This window comes from Alteromonas marina, from assembly GCF_000808575.1.
In the GTDB taxonomy this organism is placed as follows: Bacteria; Pseudomonadota; Gammaproteobacteria; order Enterobacterales; family Alteromonadaceae; genus Alteromonas; species Alteromonas marina_A.
The window spans coordinates 104,531-122,577 of the sequence record NZ_JWLW01000012.1 but is presented as its reverse complement, the minus strand read 5'-3'; the positions used below and the strand labels follow the sequence as shown (position 1 = coordinate 122,577).

Sequence of the window (18,047 nt, the reverse complement as noted above, 5' to 3'; positions counted from 1 at the left end):
CCCACTTCTCGAAGTGGGCGTTTTTTTAGTTTTGTTGTTGGCTTGAAAGTGCGAGCTCCCTTGCAATAGCTTCTGATAAATCGCCAATTAAGTGACTATGTTTTTTGTGTATTACATGCACAATCTTATGTTCGACGAGGGGGAATAAACTCTATTCCTGACCGTCTAAAAATGTCTTCTTCAGCGTAATCACTTGGCATTATCGCGTAATCAAAGCGCCCGCTGAGCAGCAGATCGATAACATGATGGAAGTCATCAAATTCAAATATATTGGCTTTTAACGCACGGGATTGCTTACCCATATTAACGAAAAAACGTGTGGTAGCTGCTATGGCGTTGTCAGGGTTTTCAATTACATCCTTACTACATTTCGCTCCCCTGATACAAAGCAGAAAAGATGCGCCATGAGAAAGCGCGGGAGGAACAATCACGATATTGTTATCATGCTGAGCAACAACATCAAAACGAACGACGTCTGCATCCGTCATACCTTGAGCTAGAAGCCGCAGGCCGCGCTCCCCTCCAACTTTTTCGAAAGTTACTTCGATTCCAATACTGCGATAAGCCCGTTCAATCAGAGGTTTATAAAAATTATTTACGCGAGGATGATTTAACTCACCAATGACAAAATGCGAACCCTCGTGTTCCGCAACAACGTTGAGCGGTGAGACTAGAAGTGTAATGAAAAGAGGAAAAAGTTTCTTAGCGTTTAAAGCAGGAAACTTACACTTTCTTTTCACCGCGCGATCCCTTTAGCGATTATCCTATTAACTTAATGGTAGAGCACAAAACGAACAATGAAAAGAAATGGCAAGTAACATAAAAAAAGCCCCGTCTACTGACGGGGCTTTATATTCATTAAGCTTTCAGCTAAATGCTTATGCGGCGTTTTGACCGCCATCAATAGCTTTGAGCGTTTGTGACGCAGGAACAAGTTCCATATCAAATGTGTACTCGTCTACGCGAACTGCTAGCTTACGCTTCTCGTTGTAGTCGTGAAGCTTAGCGGCTTCATCAGCAGTTACAACGCCTTTCTCTTGTAGCTTGTTAAGTGCGTGCTCGAAAGAAATAAACGGTACAACAGGCTCTTTGCGAAGTGCTTTTTGCACTTTACCAAGAAGATGCGCTACCGCGTGCTTCGCTTTAAACGCTTGCTCGTTGATATCGTTACCATCTCCGGGCGTAACGCGAACAAGGTGAGTAAGCTGCTCTTTCACGCTGTTATCTTGCATAGACGCGATAGAAAGCTCACGCACTAGGTCATCGCTGATACCCGCAACACTGTTGGTGTAGGTATTTGTAAGAAGACGCATTAAGCCACGTGTCGCCGTGTTCGGGAAATTGTTGATAAAGTTAACAATTGCCTGGTCAGCTTGCTGTAAAGACCACTGCATTGCGTATTCAAAGTATGGAAGCGCAAGCTTTCTATCTTCGATACGCTGCTCGTAGAAACGAATTGCTGCCATCGCACCGTACAGGTAGCTCATTACGTCACCTAGACGCGCTGATAGAAGCTCAGCTTTCTTAAGGTCCCCGCCTAGTACCGCGAGAGAAAGGTCGGCCAGTGGCGCTAGTTTTGCTGAGATGCTGTTTACACGCTTCTCGTATTTACGAACTTCAGGTAATGCAGACTCGCTTTCACGTAAGAAAGGAAGATAGCCTTTACCTAAGCTGCGGAACGCATTTTTAACGCTGAAACCAACGGTCTTGCGAAGTACCTTGTTGAATTCTGCATCCGCAGAACTTTCGTTACTGTGGATTAGATCAACCATATCTTTCAGGTAAGGGTGACAACGCATTGCACCTTGGCCAAAAATCATTAGGTTACGAGTAAGAATATTCGCGCCCTCTACCGTGATTGCGATAGGAAGTGCAGCATAACCACCTGCTAATGTATTCTGAGGACCGCGCTGAATCGCTTTACCTGCCTGGATATCCATTGCAGAATTCATAACGTCACGACCAAGTTCGGTCATGTGATACTTCGCAATTGCCGTTACCACTGACGGCTTCACGCCAAGGCCTAGACCTTCAGTTGTTAGAACACGCATCGCTTCAAGTAAGAATGTCTTGCCTGCGATGTCTGCCATTTTCTCTTGAATACCTTCGAAGCGACCAATTGGTAGACCAAACTGCTCACGTACGAACGAATATTCAACTGTGCCTTTAAATGCAGATTGTGCTGTAGCCACACCCATCGCTGGAAGAGAAATACCGCGACCCGCGCCTAGGCAGCTAACTAGCATCTGCCAGCCACGACCAATGTTCTTTTGACCACCAATGATGAAGTCCATTGGGATGAATACGTCTTGACCACGAGTAGTACCGTTGTAGAAACGAACGCCCATTGGGTCATGACGATTACCAAGCTCAACACCTGGGTGCGACTTAGGAAGAAGGGCACAAGTGATGCCTAACTCTAGTTTGTCGCCAAGTAGTTGGTCTGGATCGAATACTTTAAATGCTAGACCAAGTACAGTTGCAATCGGCGCAAGCGTAATATAACGCTTGTCCCAGCTAACGCGTAAACCAAGAACTTCTTCGCCGTTATATTCGCCTTTAGTAACGATGGCCGCGTCAGGAATAGCACCTGCGTCTGAACCTGCTTCTGGGCTTGTTAGCGCGAAACAAGGGATGTCGCGACCGTCCGCTAGGCGAGGTAGCCAGTAGTCTTGCTGCTCGTTTGTACCATAGTGCATTAGAAGCTCACCTGGGCCTAACGAGTTAGGTACCATAACTGTTACCGCGATTGCACCACTTTTAGCTGCAATGGTTGCTACGATAGTTGAGTTTGCATACGGACTAAACTCAAGACCGCCAAATTTCTTTGGAATGATCATTGAGAAGAAACGATTCTTACCAAGGAAGTCTAACACTTCTTGAGGAATGTGTTTGCCGTTGCCAAGCTCGAAATCATCGATCATGTTCAGCAATTCAGTTACTGGACCATCCATGAATGCTTGCTCATCCGCGCTCAGTTTCGCCTGAGGGATGTCGCGTAGCGCTTGCATGTCAGGCTTACCCTGATAGATAGACGATTCAATCCACACGTCACCCGCATCTAGGGCTTCTTGTTCTGTGATTGAAATTGGGGGTAATACTTTCTTTAAGCTAGTTCTGATACTCATAATAACTCATCCGCTCATCTGACCAGTTGTTTTAGTTAATACTACACCTTATTTTGAAAAGATCAAATTTTCTGACAACATGCTGATTTATCTGTAATTAATATTTACTACTACGCCTTTTTTGTACGAAATTTTGAAACAAACGTTTAACATTACTCAAATTTAATGGTCGAAAAATGTACAAGGTTGGGCGTTCGGGACAGATAAACCGATAAGTGACCGTTATCGAACCTTAATTTTCGTGAAGCGCGTTTTATTTATCCTCATTGTCTTTTATAGTTAGCGCTCTTTAACAAGGAGAAGTAAAAAATGCGTAGTCTTTCACAATCTTTCGCTAAAGCTGTTATTGGTAGTGCGGCCATAGCGAGCTTAGTTTTCTCTGAGCTAGCCGTAGCAAATGGGTACGCGGTGGCGAATATTGGATATGGAAATGTAGATACTGAAGTAGATAGTGAAGCCGACGTCAGCTACTCCGCTGCGCTAGGGTACCAGTTCCATCGTCAGTGGTATGTGGAAGGGGGATACATCTCTCTAATTGATACGGACAATGATGAACAATCAATTTCATCGAAAGGCCCATATTTGGCGCTACTAGGAAAAGCAAGTAGTCAAAAGGGCGAACTTTATTACAAAGTAGGTGTAGCAAGCGTTGACATCGAACATGCGTCTATAGAAAGTTCTGCTTGTGGTAGTGATGCTGTCATTTGCGGTTATGATGACACTATTATCGCTGGACTTGCTGGTTTGGGTTTTGACTATTATCTTGGCCTGCAGTCAATGGTTCGTGTGGAATATACCTATTTTGGTGGTAAAGATGATTTCTCAGCTCACATCGTCAACCTTGGGTTTCGCTACCACTTCTAAATATGCAGTAAGCTTGAGAGCGGTAAGTAACGTTTAGGCTGTTCTTTGCCGCCCCTTAATACATGAAATGTTTTTCTATACAGCATGATTAATTGGATGTTTTTTCAACGGATAGAAAAGAACTAGAGATATATTTCAATCCAAAACCCGTTTGCAGATGTAAAAATAAGTAAATTCACAACTATGGATTTACAATGAAAAACGAATTAGACAGCAAGTTCTTACTTCAGGTTTTCGATAAGATTCGCCAACATGGCGCGAAAGAAAACGAGCAGTATAAGCTTAACGGGATAACTGCGTTTACTGACCACGACGGATACACGCTGTACATCGAAGACGTTAACGTGAAGCTTCAGTTTGGCTTTCATAACCAGTATCGCTTTGATTATGATTCTAAAGAACAGTATGAGTCTTTTGAAAAGAAACTAAAGCAAATCGATAAAGAATATTGAGTTACAGTTTCATTTATTCTTGCTTCATCAGTTGACAGGTGATGATAAAATAAATGTAAAGACCAAGTGGTGGTATTTAGCGAATAATATAACTCTGTCACCGCTTGCGTTATGCTTGGCGTCACTTCGTTTATTGTACACTCTGTAGTGATCAACTAGCCCAAGCCAAAAACCTTCTGATACAATGCCTTCCACTTCACTTCATAGGAAAGATACATTGGCGGCGGCAATTAAAGCTCCTAAGTTTAAATTGGCATTCCTCGGCCCTAAGTTCTGGCCCGTTTGGTTAGGCGTTTTCATTCTTTACACTATAACCTGGCTACCTTTGCCTGTTATTCGATTTATTGGTGGTGGTGCAGGCAAACTGATCGCGTTAGTGGTGCCAAAACGCGCGAAAGTTGCGAAGCGTAACCTAGAGCTTTGGAACCCGTCTTTGTCAGAAAGTGAAGTGAACGCACTTTACAAGGAAAACATTAGGCGAACGGGTATGGCACTGTTTGAAACCGCCATGGGGTGGTGGTGGCCTGATTGGCGAGTAAAGCGCGCTATTGAAATTGAAGGTACTGAGCACGTAGAAGCTGCCCTTGCTAAAGGCAAAGGTGTTTTTGGTATGGCGTTACACAATATGAACCTAGAGTTTGCGTGTCGCGGCATTGGCTTTTACCATCCAAGTATTGCCTTTTACAGAAAACACAACAATCCGCTGGTCGATTATCTTCAGTATCACGGGCGCAATCGCTCTAATAAGTACATGATTGATAAACGCAATGCTAAGGCACTTATCGCAGCACTTGATGATAAAGAGCTATGTTTGTACTTGCCCGACCAAGACTACGGCCCAAGACAAAGCATTTTCGTGCCATTTGGTGGCGTGGAAGAAACAGCAACCACCACAGCAACGCTAATGTTTATTAGGCGCACCAATTCTGAGCCAATGATTATCACCTCTCAATATACTAAGCGTGGATATAAGATAAAAATATATCCGCCGCTTTCTGAACTGGGCGCAATGGAAGATGTTGAGGCTTTAACACTTTTAAATCAGCACATTGACAGCGCCGTGAAAGAGCAGCCAGAGAGCTACTTATGGATGCATAAGCGTTTCAAGACGCGCCCTGAGACTAATCCAGAATCGCTTTATAAGTCATTGTAGCGTTTTTTCTAAGTTCCTCTTTATAAAACTGCGTTATTGCAGCGATTGGCTGTCATCGATAAGGAAGCCTTGTTAAAAAGGCGGGTGAAAATGCCTCAGTCATATAGGGCAAGCGTAAGTAAAAACATTATTTACGCTAAATCTCGCCGTAAGCAGTTGCTCCTGTAAAAATAGATAAATAGGATAAAGGCGTAATATAGCCGCTTCGGCTAAAATACGAATATTGGGACGAACTCGAGCAGAGATAGTAACTCCGCTCGACTTCTAGCGTGATTACAGATTGGTAGGTTATGGGACAGACGAGTTATTCAAGCTCTTCATTTTGGGCAAAGCAAATTGCTATCGCTGTGGTACTTGTTATTGCTGCGGGTGTTTTGATTTATATACTTCAGACACATGAAGAGTCACCCACACCCGCATCACAGAAAGAAGAGAAGTCTGTATCAAAAGGCCTTAGCGAGTTTTATCGTGATTTTCGTATGTCCTCAACGGATCCATTAGAAGATGAGCAGGGCGATTTTGTGCTGGATATTGCCGGTGTAGACCCTAACCTCGATAGTAAGTTAGCGAAAATGTCCAGTCAAACTCGTCCAGTTGAAAAAAACTGGACCGGTGAGCACAAATATCGCACCTTCGCAGAAGGTAATACGCTTCGCGAGGCAATTTCACAGTATGCACAGGCAGAAGGGATGCAGTTAATTTGGAACCTTGAACAGGACTTCGTCATTAAACATCAATTTCAACTGGATAACACGGTAGCGGGCTCATTAGCTAAAATTGCAAGCGCCATTGACAGCAGTTTTGAAGGTGAAGTCACAGCTTACCTGTGTGCTGAGCAGCGCTCTTTAGTTGTAACGGCAGAAGAAACAGATTTTCTTAAAAATCAATGTCGTCGAGTTCGCGGGTAGCGCGTTTATAGGCTCACTCATCGAACTTGCCAAATAATGCGTTCCAGTGTTGTGTTACTTGCTCGCGTATAACATCTAGCTCTTCACTTTGATCAGCATATTTTGTGTCTGCTAGCGTTAGGTGATGATATTGCTCTCGAAGCCGCAGGTACGCCTTTTGAAGTTTTTGTGCTGTGGGCGTATCAATAATGTTCGCGTTGGCAGCCACGTCAAAAATTCTCAGGTTATCTGGATATTCGGTCATTCCTTTTACTTTCCAGGCATAGGCTAATACAAGATATTGCGCCATAAACTCAATGTCTGTAATGCCTCCTTCACATTGTTTTAAGTCCACTTTTTCATTATCTTTAGCCAGCAGGTGTTCTCGCATTTTAATGCGCATTTTGCAGACATCTTGCGACAGTGTCTGGGGATCTCTAGATTGACTGAGAATGGAATGTCTTACCTGTGTAAAGTCTTCCAAAAGCGATGCGTCGCCGCAGATAGCTCTTGCTCTCACCAGCGCCTGGTGCTCCCATGTCCAGGCTTCCTCTACTTGGTATTTCTCGAAACCGTTTATATGACAGCACAATAGCCCAGCGTTGCCAGAAGGGCGCAAACGCAAGTCGGTTTCGTATAGCTGTCCAAACAGTGTTTTCGTATTAAGCAAGTGCATAATCCGTTGGGCCAACTTAATATAAAACTGTTGAGCCTCAATCGATTTTTTACCGTCTGTACTACTTGAACGGGGCGCGTTGTGTATAAAAACCAAATCTAAATCCGATCCATACCCCAACTCATAGCCGCCCAATTTACCGTAACCGATAACGGCAAAGCCTTTGTCATTACCCTCAAGATGCGAAGGAACGCCAAAGCGCTGTCGCATTTGCATCCATGCTGCATGTAAAACGTGTTCTAAAATAACTTCCGCTAATACGGTAAGTTTATCGCTTACGTTATTAATAGGCAGGGATTCACTGATGTCACTGGCCGCGATACGAAGCTGCTGGCAAAGCTTGAACTGCCTCAGTCCATCCATCAACATTTCAACGTCATCTTGCTCAATACGCAGCATAGTCTCGCGCAGCTCGAGCTGATATTCCTGCTTACTGGTTTGAATGTCAGTGTTTTGCTGCCCTAGATAGAGTGGGGTGAGTAGCTCATCCAGTAAGAGAGGAAATCGTCTAATTTCTTGGGCAATCCAGTCACTTCTCTCGCAAAGTCTTACCAGCTGTTTGAGTACATCTGGGTTTTCTAACAATAAATCCAAATAGGTTGTGCGCCCCGTAATGGCTTCGATCACGCCGAGCAAACGGCTTAATACTTGCGCCGTGTGATTGGGGTTCTGATTAATTAGCACATACAAAATTTCAGGCAGCAACTTATTCAGCGTGTCCTCGCCTTTTTGACCTATACGATAATTTCGTTGTTTTTCTTTGAAAGCTACAAGGATTGAGAAGATGTCATTAATGTCCTTGGATGATAGGTAAGCGCTGAAGGTTTCAGTAAATTCATCTTCTTGCAGCGAAAGACGCCATGCATCCTGACAAGCAATAAACAACTGATCTTCTTCCGAGTGGGTGTCATGAGACTCTTCAACTAGCTCATTAAAGTGACTGTGAATACGCGCCATTATGCCGTCTAAATGGGTTAAAAAGTCGCTATAGCTAGCAAAACCCATCACATCAATCAGCGCATTTTGTTGCCACGGCTCGTCGGGCAGTGTTTGAGTTTGGCGGTCTTGGCTTTGTTGTAACGTGTGCTCTACTTTTCGCAAGAACAAATAGTCTTGCTTAAGCTGCTTTGTTACGTCGCTTTCTACAATATCCAATTCGCTCAAAGCATCTAAAGTGCGAAGTAAAGACTTACTTTGTAATGCGGGCTCACGACCGCCGTGGATTAGTTGAAAACTCTGGGCAAAAAACTCGACTTCTCGAATACCGCCAGCACCCAGTTTGATATTGTTGCTTAAGCGTCGCCTGCGAATTTCGGTAGCTATGAGCTTTTTCATATTGCGCAGCGCATCAAGAGTAGTGAAATCTAGGTAACGTCTAAACGTGAATGGCTGCAAAATACTGTTCAGCCATTTTACATCGTCTGATTGGTCATCATTGATAACCCGCGCTTTGATCATGGCAAAGCGTTCCCAGTGCCTGCCTTGGTCTTGGTAATAGTCCTCTAAGGCTGCGAAATGCATTACAAGGGGGCCGGAATCTCCAAACGGACGTAAGCGCATATCAACGCGATATACTTGCCCATCGTTAGTAACTTTATTTAGTGCTTGAATAAGCTTTTGAGCCAGTTTGGTAAAAAACTGTTGATGCTCCAAGGCCTTCTTGCCGCCGCTAGTTTCGCCTTTTTCTGGGTAAGCGAATATCAAGTCAATGTCTGACGAAAAGTTGAGTTCTCGCCCACCCAGCTTGCCCATACCAAGAATGTACATGTGCATATCTTGGCTGTTGCTTTTTGGCGTTCCATATCGGTGAGCTAAGTGCTGATAAATCCAATGGTAAGCGCTAGTTATCAGCGCATCCGCCAATGCCGAGACTTGTGCAAGCGAAGTTTCTATATTCCGTTTGTTGAGCACATCTAAGAAGGTAATACGCGCCATTTCTTGATTGCGGTATTCGCGAAGTTCCTTCAATAACTCGTCTTCGCTTTTTAGTGATTCGAGCTTTGCTTTTAAAGCAGTGCTGAAGTGAGTAACAGCTGAGTCAGAATCAGTTAAATTAAACAAAGGCTCAACAACTCTGGAGATAAACGCAGGCTTTTGTACCAGTGTTTCAGCGAGGAAAGCGGAGCGAGCAAAAGCGCCTAAAAGCACTTCGCGATGGTTCTCTGCAATGACTTGATCGGTTTCGGTTAGCGCCGGTGAATCTAGCAACTGCTGCCATAATTTTTCGGCTTGCTCTAGGTTTGTCATGCTATTTTCGTTGTCTATTGGCATAATGCTCGCGTCTTAAGAGAAATCGATCGTGTAAAATAATGAATACTCTCATTTTTATTAAGGGTATTCATAGCCTGCTGAGTTTCATCGTTTTGGACAACGACGGTGACTGCTTCGGGCATTTATTAAAATAAATCTGAACAAGTTCGCTGTCATCCTTGTAACAATTTAGCAAGGATGGATGCTGCTGCCCTAATTGTTATTACTACGACAACAATGATTACAGAAGGGCAATCAGCAAGGAACTTTGTATGTTCAAGGAGCAAAGATAACGTGGAAGCCTTATTAAAACTAGTACCTCTAACGCAGGAACTATTGATTTACCTTGCCATGGATGTGGCAATAGCGTTAGCGCTACTGATGATTATGAAATGGCTGACTGGCGCATTTAGAAAGTACTCAGTAACTGAAGAACTTGGTGTTAAAGATAACTTTGCGTTTGGGATTAGCATTGCTGGAGGCATGTTGTCTCTGTGTATTGTATTAAGTTCAGTCGTTGGCCGGCATATAGGCGTAGGCTACCAAGAAGCAGCCATTGGTATGGTTACCTTTGGCATAGTGGGTATTATTTTAGTGAAATTTGGGCGCTTTGCTCACGACAAGCTAGTGCTTAATAAACTAGACACCCACACAATGATAGCCGAACGAAGTGTGAGTGTGGCACTTGTTGATGCTGCGAGCTTGGTCGCTAGTGCAATAGTGCTGCGCAATATTATGATATGGGTTGATGGTAGCGACATGAATGCGCTTATTGCCATAGTCACGGGCTTTACCGTAGTTCTGACTATGCTACTAGTGATGACACGAATTTTAGAGTTTAGGTATGCGCGTGATAATCAAAATGACTCATTTCAAGGAGCGCTTGAGAAAGGGCAGTTAGCGCTCGCTATCGAGCATAGTGGCAACCTGCTTGGTACTGCTATGATTGTTTCAGCGGCAAAGAACTTACTTATCTACAATCCATCCGGCTATGTGAGTAACGTAACGGGGTGGTTGATTGTGAGTGTGTGTTTGGCTATCGCCCTTCATTTATTGGTTCTAGCGAATAAAAAAATCATTCTTTTTGGTATGAATTTTCGACAAGAAGTGGACCATCAACACAATGTAGGTGTAGCTGCTTTAGGTTTTACGTTAAGCATCGGTAATGCGATGATCATTAATGGAGTTCTAGGTGGCTAATTAAGCAACTTGTGTGTTTTTCACAAACCTGGCTTTCACAATGTTAAATCTCTAGCGCTCTAATTAGATGGAGTTTGGCGACAATTCTGTAGCCAAACTCTCATTCTTCAAACGCTGATTTAATACACAACAAATCATTGAGCTGCTTTTGTTGAATGATGCCGTTTTTTTGAGGGCGGCTCATTTGTTTAACCGCATGTTCGAGTTTTGCTGCCTGAGCTTTGTCGGCAACTTCAAATACAGCCCTTAAGATTAACGGAGACTTACCTTTAAGCGCCTTTGCGCCGCCTTTTAGTAGCCCCCTGTGCTGAGCTATTCGACGTTTAGGGTCGGTAGTAATACCCGTATAAATCTGTCCGAGTTTGTTCTCCACCATATAAAGATACCAAGGGGGATTTACGTTTGGTTGGTGGGTATTGCCTGTCTTGGCTGTTATACTCTGTGCCAATGTACTCAATGTCTAAAAAGTTACTCTTAGCATGATATTACCAGATTTTAGTAAAGCAAAAGTGCTTATTGTTGGCGACCTAATGTTAGACCGTTATTGGAGCGGTGGTACAGGGCGTATATCACCCGAGGCGCCCGTGCCAGTGGTGAACGTTAATAGTTCTGAAGACCGAGCTGGTGGCGCCGCCAACGTTGCTGTAAACGTAGCAACTCTCGGGGCTGAGGTAACTTTGCTGGGAATGTGCGGTAAAGACGAAAATGCCAACATATTAAAAGAGCGATTGGAAACTCACGGCATTCGCTGTGAGTTCTTTGAAGTGGATGGCTTCGATACTATTACAAAGCTTCGAGTAATGAGCAGAAATCAGCAGCTTCTGCGCTTAGATTTTGAAAAGAGTTTTGAGGAGGCAGACAAATCGGCATTGGAATTAGCTTTCGATAGAGCGCTAGACAATGCTGACGTTGTTATTCTAAGCGACTACGCAAAAGGTTGTTTAAGCAACCCACAAGCTCTTATAGAAAAAGCACGCAGCAAGAATAAGCGTGTGGTAGTAGATCCCAAGGGCAGTGATTTTGGTAAATACGCTGGTGCCACATTAGTTACACCTAATATGGATGAGCTTCGCGGTATTGTGGGCGAGATAGATAGTGAACAAGTGCTGGTAGAAAAAGCGCTGTCATTAAAAGCATCGCTGAATCTAAGTGCTCTTCTTGTTACGCGTTCAGAAGACGGCATGACATTGTTTGACGGCGACAACACCGAATTTCATTTGCCAGCAAAAGCGAAAGAGGTGTATGACGTAACCGGGGCAGGGGATACGGTAGTATCAACTTTAGCGGTTTCTGTAGCCTGTAACTTGCCACTTCAAGCTGCTTGCGTGCTTGCAAATTTAGCGGCCAGCGTTGTTGTAGGTAAATTAGGTACGTCTACGGTAACCAACACCGAGCTTGCATTGGCGTTAGGTGAACAGTCTGTTCATCTTGATGGCGGCGTCATGACGGAAGACCAGCTAGAAATAGCGCTTCAAGCTGCCAAAGCCCGAGGAGAGCGGATAGTTATGACCAATGGTTGTTTTGATATTTTGCACTCTGGTCACGTTGCTTATCTCGAAGAAGCGGCACAGCTGGGTGACCGTCTAATTGTTGCTGTTAACACAGATGCGTCTGTGACCAAACTAAAAGGACCAGGTCGCCCGGTAAACAACGTGAGCAGACGTATGGCGGTGCTGGCAGGCTTGAGCGCAGTTGATTGGGTTGTACCCTTTGAAGAAGATACGCCTCAGCGAGTTATTGCTCGGTTATTGCCAGATGTATTGGTAAAAGGCGGCGACTACAAAATTGAAGAGATTGCAGGTGGCACTGAAGTGCAGGCAAATGGTGGTGAGGTAAAAGTACTAACGTTTGAAGATGGTGTATCGACTACGGGTATCATTGAGCGCATTACTGAAAACAAACGGCGATAAGCCTTTAGTGGAAGCTATAAAGATAATACTTCGATAACGGCGCGTTGTTGGTTACCATATGGATTAAAAGCATAGGTAAAGCATAACGCGCTAGCCTTGACCAACTTTAAGCCTTGGTTTTGAACACACACTTCTAATGGAATAACGGCAAATAGTATGTACGAAAGTTACTATGGACTTAACTCGAAACCGTTTCAGTTAACCCCAGACCCTGAATTTTTCTTTGCAAGTAAATGGCACAAGCGCGCCATGTCGTATCTGCAATATGGCCTGTCTCAGGCCGAGGGGTTTATTGTTATTACCGGTGGAATTGGGACGGGTAAAACCACCGTAGCAAACAGTCTGCTGGAAGAAATTGAAGATGATATTGCGGCAGCGCAAATAGTTACGCCAAAGCTTTCGCCAGACGAACTAGTAAAAATGGTCGCGTCAAAATTTGATATCCCTACTGAGGGGCGTTCAAAAGCGGACATTCTTAAAGCGCTAGAAATTTTCTTGTACGACTTAAATAAAGCGGGGCGCCGTGCTTTATTACTTGTAGATGAAGCCCAAAATCTGCCGCTTGAGACTATAGAAGAGCTTAGAATGCTGAGCAATTTTCAGCTAAACGGCAAGCCGCTTATCCAAAGCTTTTTACTTGGTCAGGAAGAACTACAGCCTATCTTGCGTGCGCCTAATATGGAGCAGTTTAGGCAGCGTATTGTGGCGTCGTGTCATCTTGCACCACTTTCTTTAGAAGAGTGTAAAGAATATATTGAATACCGTTTGCATCACGCTGGTTGGAACGGGTCTGCACTATTTAGTGATGAAGCGTTAGAGCGAATTCATATGTTCTCTCGTGGCATACCTCGTAAAATTAATACCCTGATGGACAGGGTTATGCTTTATGGCTTTTTAGAAGAACTAGAGAGCTTCGATGCTGGTGCGGTAAACGAGGTTATTGAAGAAGTAAAAGCCGAAATGTTCGAGCCAGATAAAACGGGCGCGGAAGTGACTGAACATATGGGCTTTGCCGACCACCCCGAAAGCCAAACGATTATGACGCCGAAAGGCAATGTTATTCGCGACACCAAATATTATTTGGATATGCTGGCTGAATTAGTCGATGCCTTAGATGACGCCATTTCACAAAAAGTGAAAATGACGCAGTATGTCGATAAGCTTATGAAGAAGAAGTTTAAGACGTATGTGCGGCTTAAGAGTGATGATAAGAAAGAGTGATGTTTGTTGTAACAACCATCATTTGATAAACAAAAAAACGCCGATTTTACTAACGTAAAATCGGCGTTTTTTTAGAGCTTAGATTATTAGTACTGCCTGTAAACTGCGGCCAGTAGATTGCAAATATGCAGTGAATTATTCATAGGTGTAGGTAATAGAGGCGCTTAAGCGTCTGTCGGTATAGTTGTTACCAAACTGTCCTCCAGCGTTTAAATCTCCCTCTTGCTTAAGGTACCTTGCATTAATGCGTGCTTTTAACCAGCGACCGAACTCTCTTTCTAAACCAATGGAAGCATTCCAGTTGTCGCTTTCGCCTCTGAATACTCCTTCTGCACCCTGACCTGTAATGTTGGCGTAAGTTATACTGCTTGTTAGGTTTGTATAACTTCCAATTTTATAGGCTAGGTTGGTACCGAAAGAGTAAGTGCGTCTTAGTCTGTCTTCATCTAAATAATCATCTTCAGAATAACGCCAAGAAAAAGCGAGGGTAACGCGCGAAAAGTCGTAACCCGCCTGGAAGTTAGAGCTTTTTCTTAAAATGATATTGTCATCGAACTCTAAGTTTTGGGACGTAAGTTGAACTAGTTGCTCACCTGCATTGGGTGTATAGCTTAAACTGTTAGGTTGGAAGCAATCGGCGATGGATGTTATGGCCGTAGGGCAAACGAATACGCCTAAGTTCTCTGGGTTGGCAAGTAGTCGAGAGGTGTTTGTTACGTCCTCTGAATAGCCAAATGATGTTCGTAAATATTTTGAGTTGTAGCTGATATTTGCTGATGCCGATTCACCATAGAAACGACGTCCGTATGTGGCAGCTATACGAGTGCGTGTGCTTAATGCCCATTGCATGTCCAAGCCGATGAAGGTCTCGTTATCATCTTCCTCTAAGTCAGAATCACTGGTATTGGCCGTGACGGAAATGTAGCGGTTTTCAGCTTGGCGGTAAGTTAAACCTACTCCATAAGAATTAAACTCTCTCACCAAACTGTTCGTGTCATCTCTGTCTGAGATTTGGTTAGCTTCGTGCCTTGCTGTTAGACGAAATGCCCAGTCGCCATAAATTCGAGTATCTAGATAACCGTCACCAGTTCTCGATTCAAAGTCACCATTGTTTGCTGGACCTCGCTCAGTGTTCTGATAAGTCCCCGTAACTGACCAAATGAAGTATTTTGCTTCATCACCGTTGAGTAACGTACCTGAGAGTTGATAACTGTCATTATCAAGCGCATTACTGTTAGTTAATGAGCGCTCCGATGCTGTATCTGAGTATGAGGCTGTGCCTTGCCCCCTTATCCAGTCGCCTTGATCTAGTGTAAGCGTAGACGATAGTCGATTCGAGCGAGTTTTCGCCAAACTGTCAGAGTTTGCAATAAAGTCACTTACTAAAAAGTTTGCTGAGTTGGTGTTTTGGTAATTTAATGCCCCAGCCGCTTGAAAAGACAGTAGATTTTCAAAAGGTACCCACTGCGCTGAATAGCTGTACTCTGCGTAATCTTGTCGCTGGCTTGTATCGTCGTTATCGCGTTCAAGATGGGTATAGGTTCCAGACCATAGCCCTTGAAATGTTCTAGTTTGATAAGTTGCGTTTACTTGTGGAGTTATACTTAAAGTTGTAAGTGAACGATTGCCATTTTCCTCGGTAGCTACATTTTGGTAAATGGTATCAGCCGTGGCTAGAGCACTCACCTCAAGCTTTGCAAAAGCAGGTAGACTTGTTGCGACGGCTGCGGCAACAAGTGTCGGCTTTATTATTCTTTTTTTAGGCATTGTTTCGCGCCTACTCGCTGCGCTCTGAGTAATAATACCCATAATATCCGCTTCCATCGGTGTCGTTATGTACAGACTTGTTCACTACAAATCCTATGGCCATTTCTGGGTTCAGTCGCTCCACAGACATTTTAATATCGCCTATTTTTGCTTTGCCCTCTTCAACGACAACAACCGCTTGTCCTGCAAAATTAGCAAGAATAGCACTCTCATTTATACCAATGAGAGGAGGCGTATCAAAAATAACTATTCGATCTGGGTATCTGTTAGCAAATTCGTTAACAGTATCATGCATTTTTTGGCTTGCTAGCAGTTCGGTGGATAGATGGTGCGATTTTCCTGCTGGAATTATTTTCAGCTTATCAATATTAGTGGGGTATAAAACATCGGAAATATCGTCAACATCCCCCGTTAAGTATTCCATTAGTCCTTTTCGACGTTCTAAACCTAAGGTGTTTAGTACATTAGGCTTAAGTACGTCAGCATCCACAAGCAGCACAGTTTTATCCTGTTCAGACGCGATACTCATTGCCAAATTCGTCGCCGTAAAAGTTTTGCCTTCTGAAGGGCGGCTACTGGAAACCATAATTATATTTGGGTTGTGAAGCGTCTTTGCTAAAGACCCAAAAGCATTGGCCAAAAGTTTACGCTTTATTTCGCGGTACTCTTCGTTAATTTGCTTTCTTTCACCGTTGAGTGAGATATGCCCATTCTTATCAAGGCGTGCGAAATCGATAACAAATTCGTCTAGAGGAGATTTTGTATTGGTAAGTTCTTTTTCCTCAGCAACAATTGTTTCAGCAGGCGGCTCAAGTTCAGAAGGCGAAGGTTTCTCAATTGTGACCTTAGAGTCTTCAGATACATTCGACTGTACAGTGTCTTCCAATTTTTCTTCAACTATTTCACTTTGCTTTGTTGCTTTCGCTTCTTTTTGTTTTTGAAGTGCTTTCTCAATAGTATTTTTCATTAAAGAAGCCCCCCAAATAAATCTATATTCATAATTTCAGCCGCAACTAACGCGCCATACATTGCCAAAATAGTGCCGCTCGAGAGTAAAAACACGATAAGTCGAGTTCTATTAGTTTTGTTAATTTGCTCAATGTTTAAATGGGTAACTGTGCCCCAAATTGGATAATCTGACACATTGAGTAACTGCTTAGGTCGTATTAAAATTGGATTAAGTTGACTAATTAGAAATGCGATAGCAATTCCAGAGCCAAATCCTATTACTAGCACCGCGGTATAAAAAATAAGGCGATTAGGGCCTGATGGGCGTTTAGGCAATAACGGAGGCTCTATTATTCTAAATTGAAGGTCTTCTGCTGATACATCTGCTCTTCGAGATAAATCAGCTGATTCACGGCGAGAAAGCAACTCTTCGTATTTCTGTTTGGTAACACCGTATTCTCGGTTTAAAGAAGATGACTCTGCTTCAATTTGAGGAATTAAGTCTACCTTGCTTTCTAGTTCAGCAATCTTGCGCAATAAATCTGATTCTTTAACTTGAAACGAAGCTATTTGGCTCTCTAAGCGATTAGCTTCAAGTTTTATTTCACGATTTAACTCTGAAAGCGGTTGATTTTGATCCCCATCATCAGCACTAAGAAAGGCTGCAATTTCTTTATCTCTAGATTCTTCCAAGCTCTTTAACAGTGCTTTCGTTTCAACAACGTCTGGGTGCAGATCAGTAAATCGAAGGGTAAGTCTGTCGAGTTCTTCCTCTAGAGCACGAATCCGGTCATCGTAGCGAGTACGAAGCACCGGTTCGTCTTGGTTGGTTACGCCGAAGCTATCGTTGCGTTTTACGCCGCTAATTTGTTTGTTAAGCGTTTCTGCCTGCTGTTGCGTTTGCTTTATTTGAAGGCGTGTAGCTTCCAACTCATCATTTAAGCTTTGCAGGCTTGAATAATACGAACCCGCAAGTGGCAATATGTCATTGTATTGACGTTTAAAATTAGCTAAACGCTGTTCTGCTTCAGTAAGGCGAGATTCGTACTCTGCAATTTGCTCGTCTAAAAAGCGACCTGCGGTATCGGTATCTTTACGGTTATTACCCAAAGCACCCTCAACGAATAAGTCTAATGTTTCTTGAACGACTCTTTGCGCTACAGTGGGCTCTTTATTCGAAAACGAGATGTTATAGATATTATCCCGACCAGTTGAAGAGAGTCTTATTTCTTGCGTAAGCGATGTTACTAGAGATTCAAATTCATTTTCTGTTGTTGTAGTAATATCAAGGTCACTTTCCCTGGCTATTTTTTCGACGTTACTTCTACTTAGTAACGTTTTAGCCATCATCTGAATTTCTTGGTCGGGATTCGTTTGTATGGCAAGGCCTCGAAGCAGGGGCTGTAAGACCGAGCGAGTATCGACAAATACTTGTGCTTTAGATGAATAGACATCGGGAAGGCTGGCAACATACAAAAAGCCAACAGGGCAAATGAGCCATGAAAAAATAATCACGTAACGTTTTTTTATCCATACCCCTTTAACATAATCAAGGATTTGGATTAACGTTTGTTGTAAGTCCTGCATTTTA

The 18,047-nt window shown here is 43.4% G+C and carries 14 protein-coding genes; 7 read left to right on the top strand and 7 right to left on the bottom strand.

Annotated features, from left to right (window positions below; translation table 11 throughout):
- Positions 1-125: 125 nt before the first annotated feature.
- Both RJ41_RS06195 and RJ41_RS06190 read right to left on the bottom strand, forming a co-directional pair.
- Positions 126-740 (bottom strand): hypothetical protein, encoded by a 615-nt coding sequence (locus RJ41_RS06195; RefSeq protein ID WP_240485738.1) that lies wholly within the window; start codon positions 738-740, stop codon positions 126-128.
- A gap of 138 nt (positions 741-878) precedes the next feature.
- A complete protein-coding gene (locus RJ41_RS06190; RefSeq protein ID WP_039218318.1) occupies positions 879-3,128 on the bottom strand; it encodes an acyl-CoA dehydrogenase in 2,250 nt (749 codons plus the stop codon).
- A gap of 309 nt (positions 3,129-3,437) precedes the next feature.
- On the opposite strand from RJ41_RS06190, the gene RJ41_RS06185 reads away from it, so the two are divergent.
- The 4 genes from RJ41_RS06185 to RJ41_RS06170 all read left to right on the top strand — a co-directional run bounded on the left by RJ41_RS06185 (position 3,438) and on the right by RJ41_RS06170 (position 6,505).
- Positions 3,438-3,992, top strand: a complete 555-nt coding sequence (locus RJ41_RS06185) for an outer membrane protein (RefSeq protein WP_039218315.1) — start codon at positions 3,438-3,440, stop codon at positions 3,990-3,992.
- A 194-nt stretch (positions 3,993-4,186) separates the two neighbouring features.
- Positions 4,187-4,444, top strand: a complete 258-nt coding sequence (locus RJ41_RS06180; protein WP_039218312.1) for a DUF3081 family protein — start codon at positions 4,187-4,189, stop codon at positions 4,442-4,444.
- Positions 4,445-4,661: 217 nt separating this feature from the next.
- A complete protein-coding gene (lpxL, locus tag RJ41_RS06175) occupies positions 4,662-5,597 on the top strand; it encodes an LpxL/LpxP family Kdo(2)-lipid IV(A) lauroyl/palmitoleoyl acyltransferase (RefSeq protein WP_039218309.1) in 936 nt (311 codons plus the stop codon).
- A gap of 290 nt (positions 5,598-5,887) precedes the next feature.
- Positions 5,888-6,505: a TcpQ domain-containing protein gene (locus tag RJ41_RS06170; RefSeq protein ID WP_039218307.1), complete on the top strand. Its 618-nt coding sequence runs from the start codon at positions 5,888-5,890 to the stop codon at positions 6,503-6,505.
- Positions 6,506-6,518: 13 nt separating this feature from the next.
- Here RJ41_RS06170 and glnE read toward each other — a convergent pair whose 3' ends face one another.
- Entirely contained in the window at positions 6,519-9,431 is a 2,913-nt protein-coding gene (gene glnE / locus RJ41_RS06165; RefSeq protein WP_039218304.1) for a bifunctional [glutamate--ammonia ligase]-adenylyl-L-tyrosine phosphorylase/[glutamate--ammonia-ligase] adenylyltransferase, read from the bottom strand.
- Positions 9,432-9,704: 273 nt separating this feature from the next.
- On the opposite strand from glnE, the gene RJ41_RS06160 reads away from it, so the two are divergent.
- Complete coding sequence (locus RJ41_RS06160; RefSeq protein ID WP_039218303.1) at positions 9,705-10,610, top strand: DUF350 domain-containing protein; 906 nt, start codon at positions 9,705-9,707, stop codon at positions 10,608-10,610.
- Between the two features lie 100 nt (positions 10,611-10,710).
- Here RJ41_RS06160 and RJ41_RS06155 read toward each other — a convergent pair whose 3' ends face one another.
- Entirely contained in the window at positions 10,711-11,058 is a 348-nt protein-coding gene (locus tag RJ41_RS06155) for a GIY-YIG nuclease family protein (protein ID WP_039218300.1), read from the bottom strand.
- Positions 11,059-11,089: 31 nt separating this feature from the next.
- On the opposite strand from RJ41_RS06155, the gene hldE reads away from it, so the two are divergent.
- Together hldE and RJ41_RS06145 are read left to right on the top strand one after the other, a co-directional pair.
- Positions 11,090-12,520, top strand: a complete 1,431-nt coding sequence (hldE, locus tag RJ41_RS06150) for a bifunctional D-glycero-beta-D-manno-heptose-7-phosphate kinase/D-glycero-beta-D-manno-heptose 1-phosphate adenylyltransferase HldE (RefSeq protein ID WP_039218298.1) — start codon at positions 11,090-11,092, stop codon at positions 12,518-12,520.
- Between the two features lie 156 nt (positions 12,521-12,676).
- Positions 12,677-13,741: an XrtA/PEP-CTERM system-associated ATPase gene (locus RJ41_RS06145; RefSeq protein ID WP_039218297.1), complete on the top strand. Its 1,065-nt coding sequence runs from the start codon at positions 12,677-12,679 to the stop codon at positions 13,739-13,741.
- A gap of 135 nt (positions 13,742-13,876) precedes the next feature.
- On the opposite strand, the gene RJ41_RS06140 is transcribed toward RJ41_RS06145, so the two are convergent.
- Genes RJ41_RS06140 through RJ41_RS06130 form a run of 3 tightly spaced genes read right to left on the bottom strand, consistent with a single transcriptional unit; the run spans position 13,877 to position 18,043 of the window.
- Positions 13,877-15,550 (bottom strand): porin family protein, encoded by a 1,674-nt coding sequence (locus tag RJ41_RS06140; protein ID WP_039219151.1) that lies wholly within the window; start codon positions 15,548-15,550, stop codon positions 13,877-13,879.
- The gene (locus RJ41_RS06135) at positions 15,519-16,475 is read right to left on the bottom strand and encodes an XrtA-associated tyrosine autokinase (protein ID WP_039218295.1); all 957 of its coding nucleotides are present in this window, start codon (positions 16,473-16,475) and stop codon (positions 15,519-15,521) included. Before RJ41_RS06135 ends, RJ41_RS06140 begins: the two co-directional genes overlap by 32 nt.
- Entirely contained in the window at positions 16,475-18,043 is a 1,569-nt protein-coding gene (locus RJ41_RS06130; protein ID WP_039218293.1) for an XrtA system polysaccharide chain length determinant, read from the bottom strand. The genes RJ41_RS06135 and RJ41_RS06130 overlap by 1 nt, the downstream gene beginning before the upstream one ends.
- Positions 18,044-18,047: the final 4 nt, after the last annotated feature.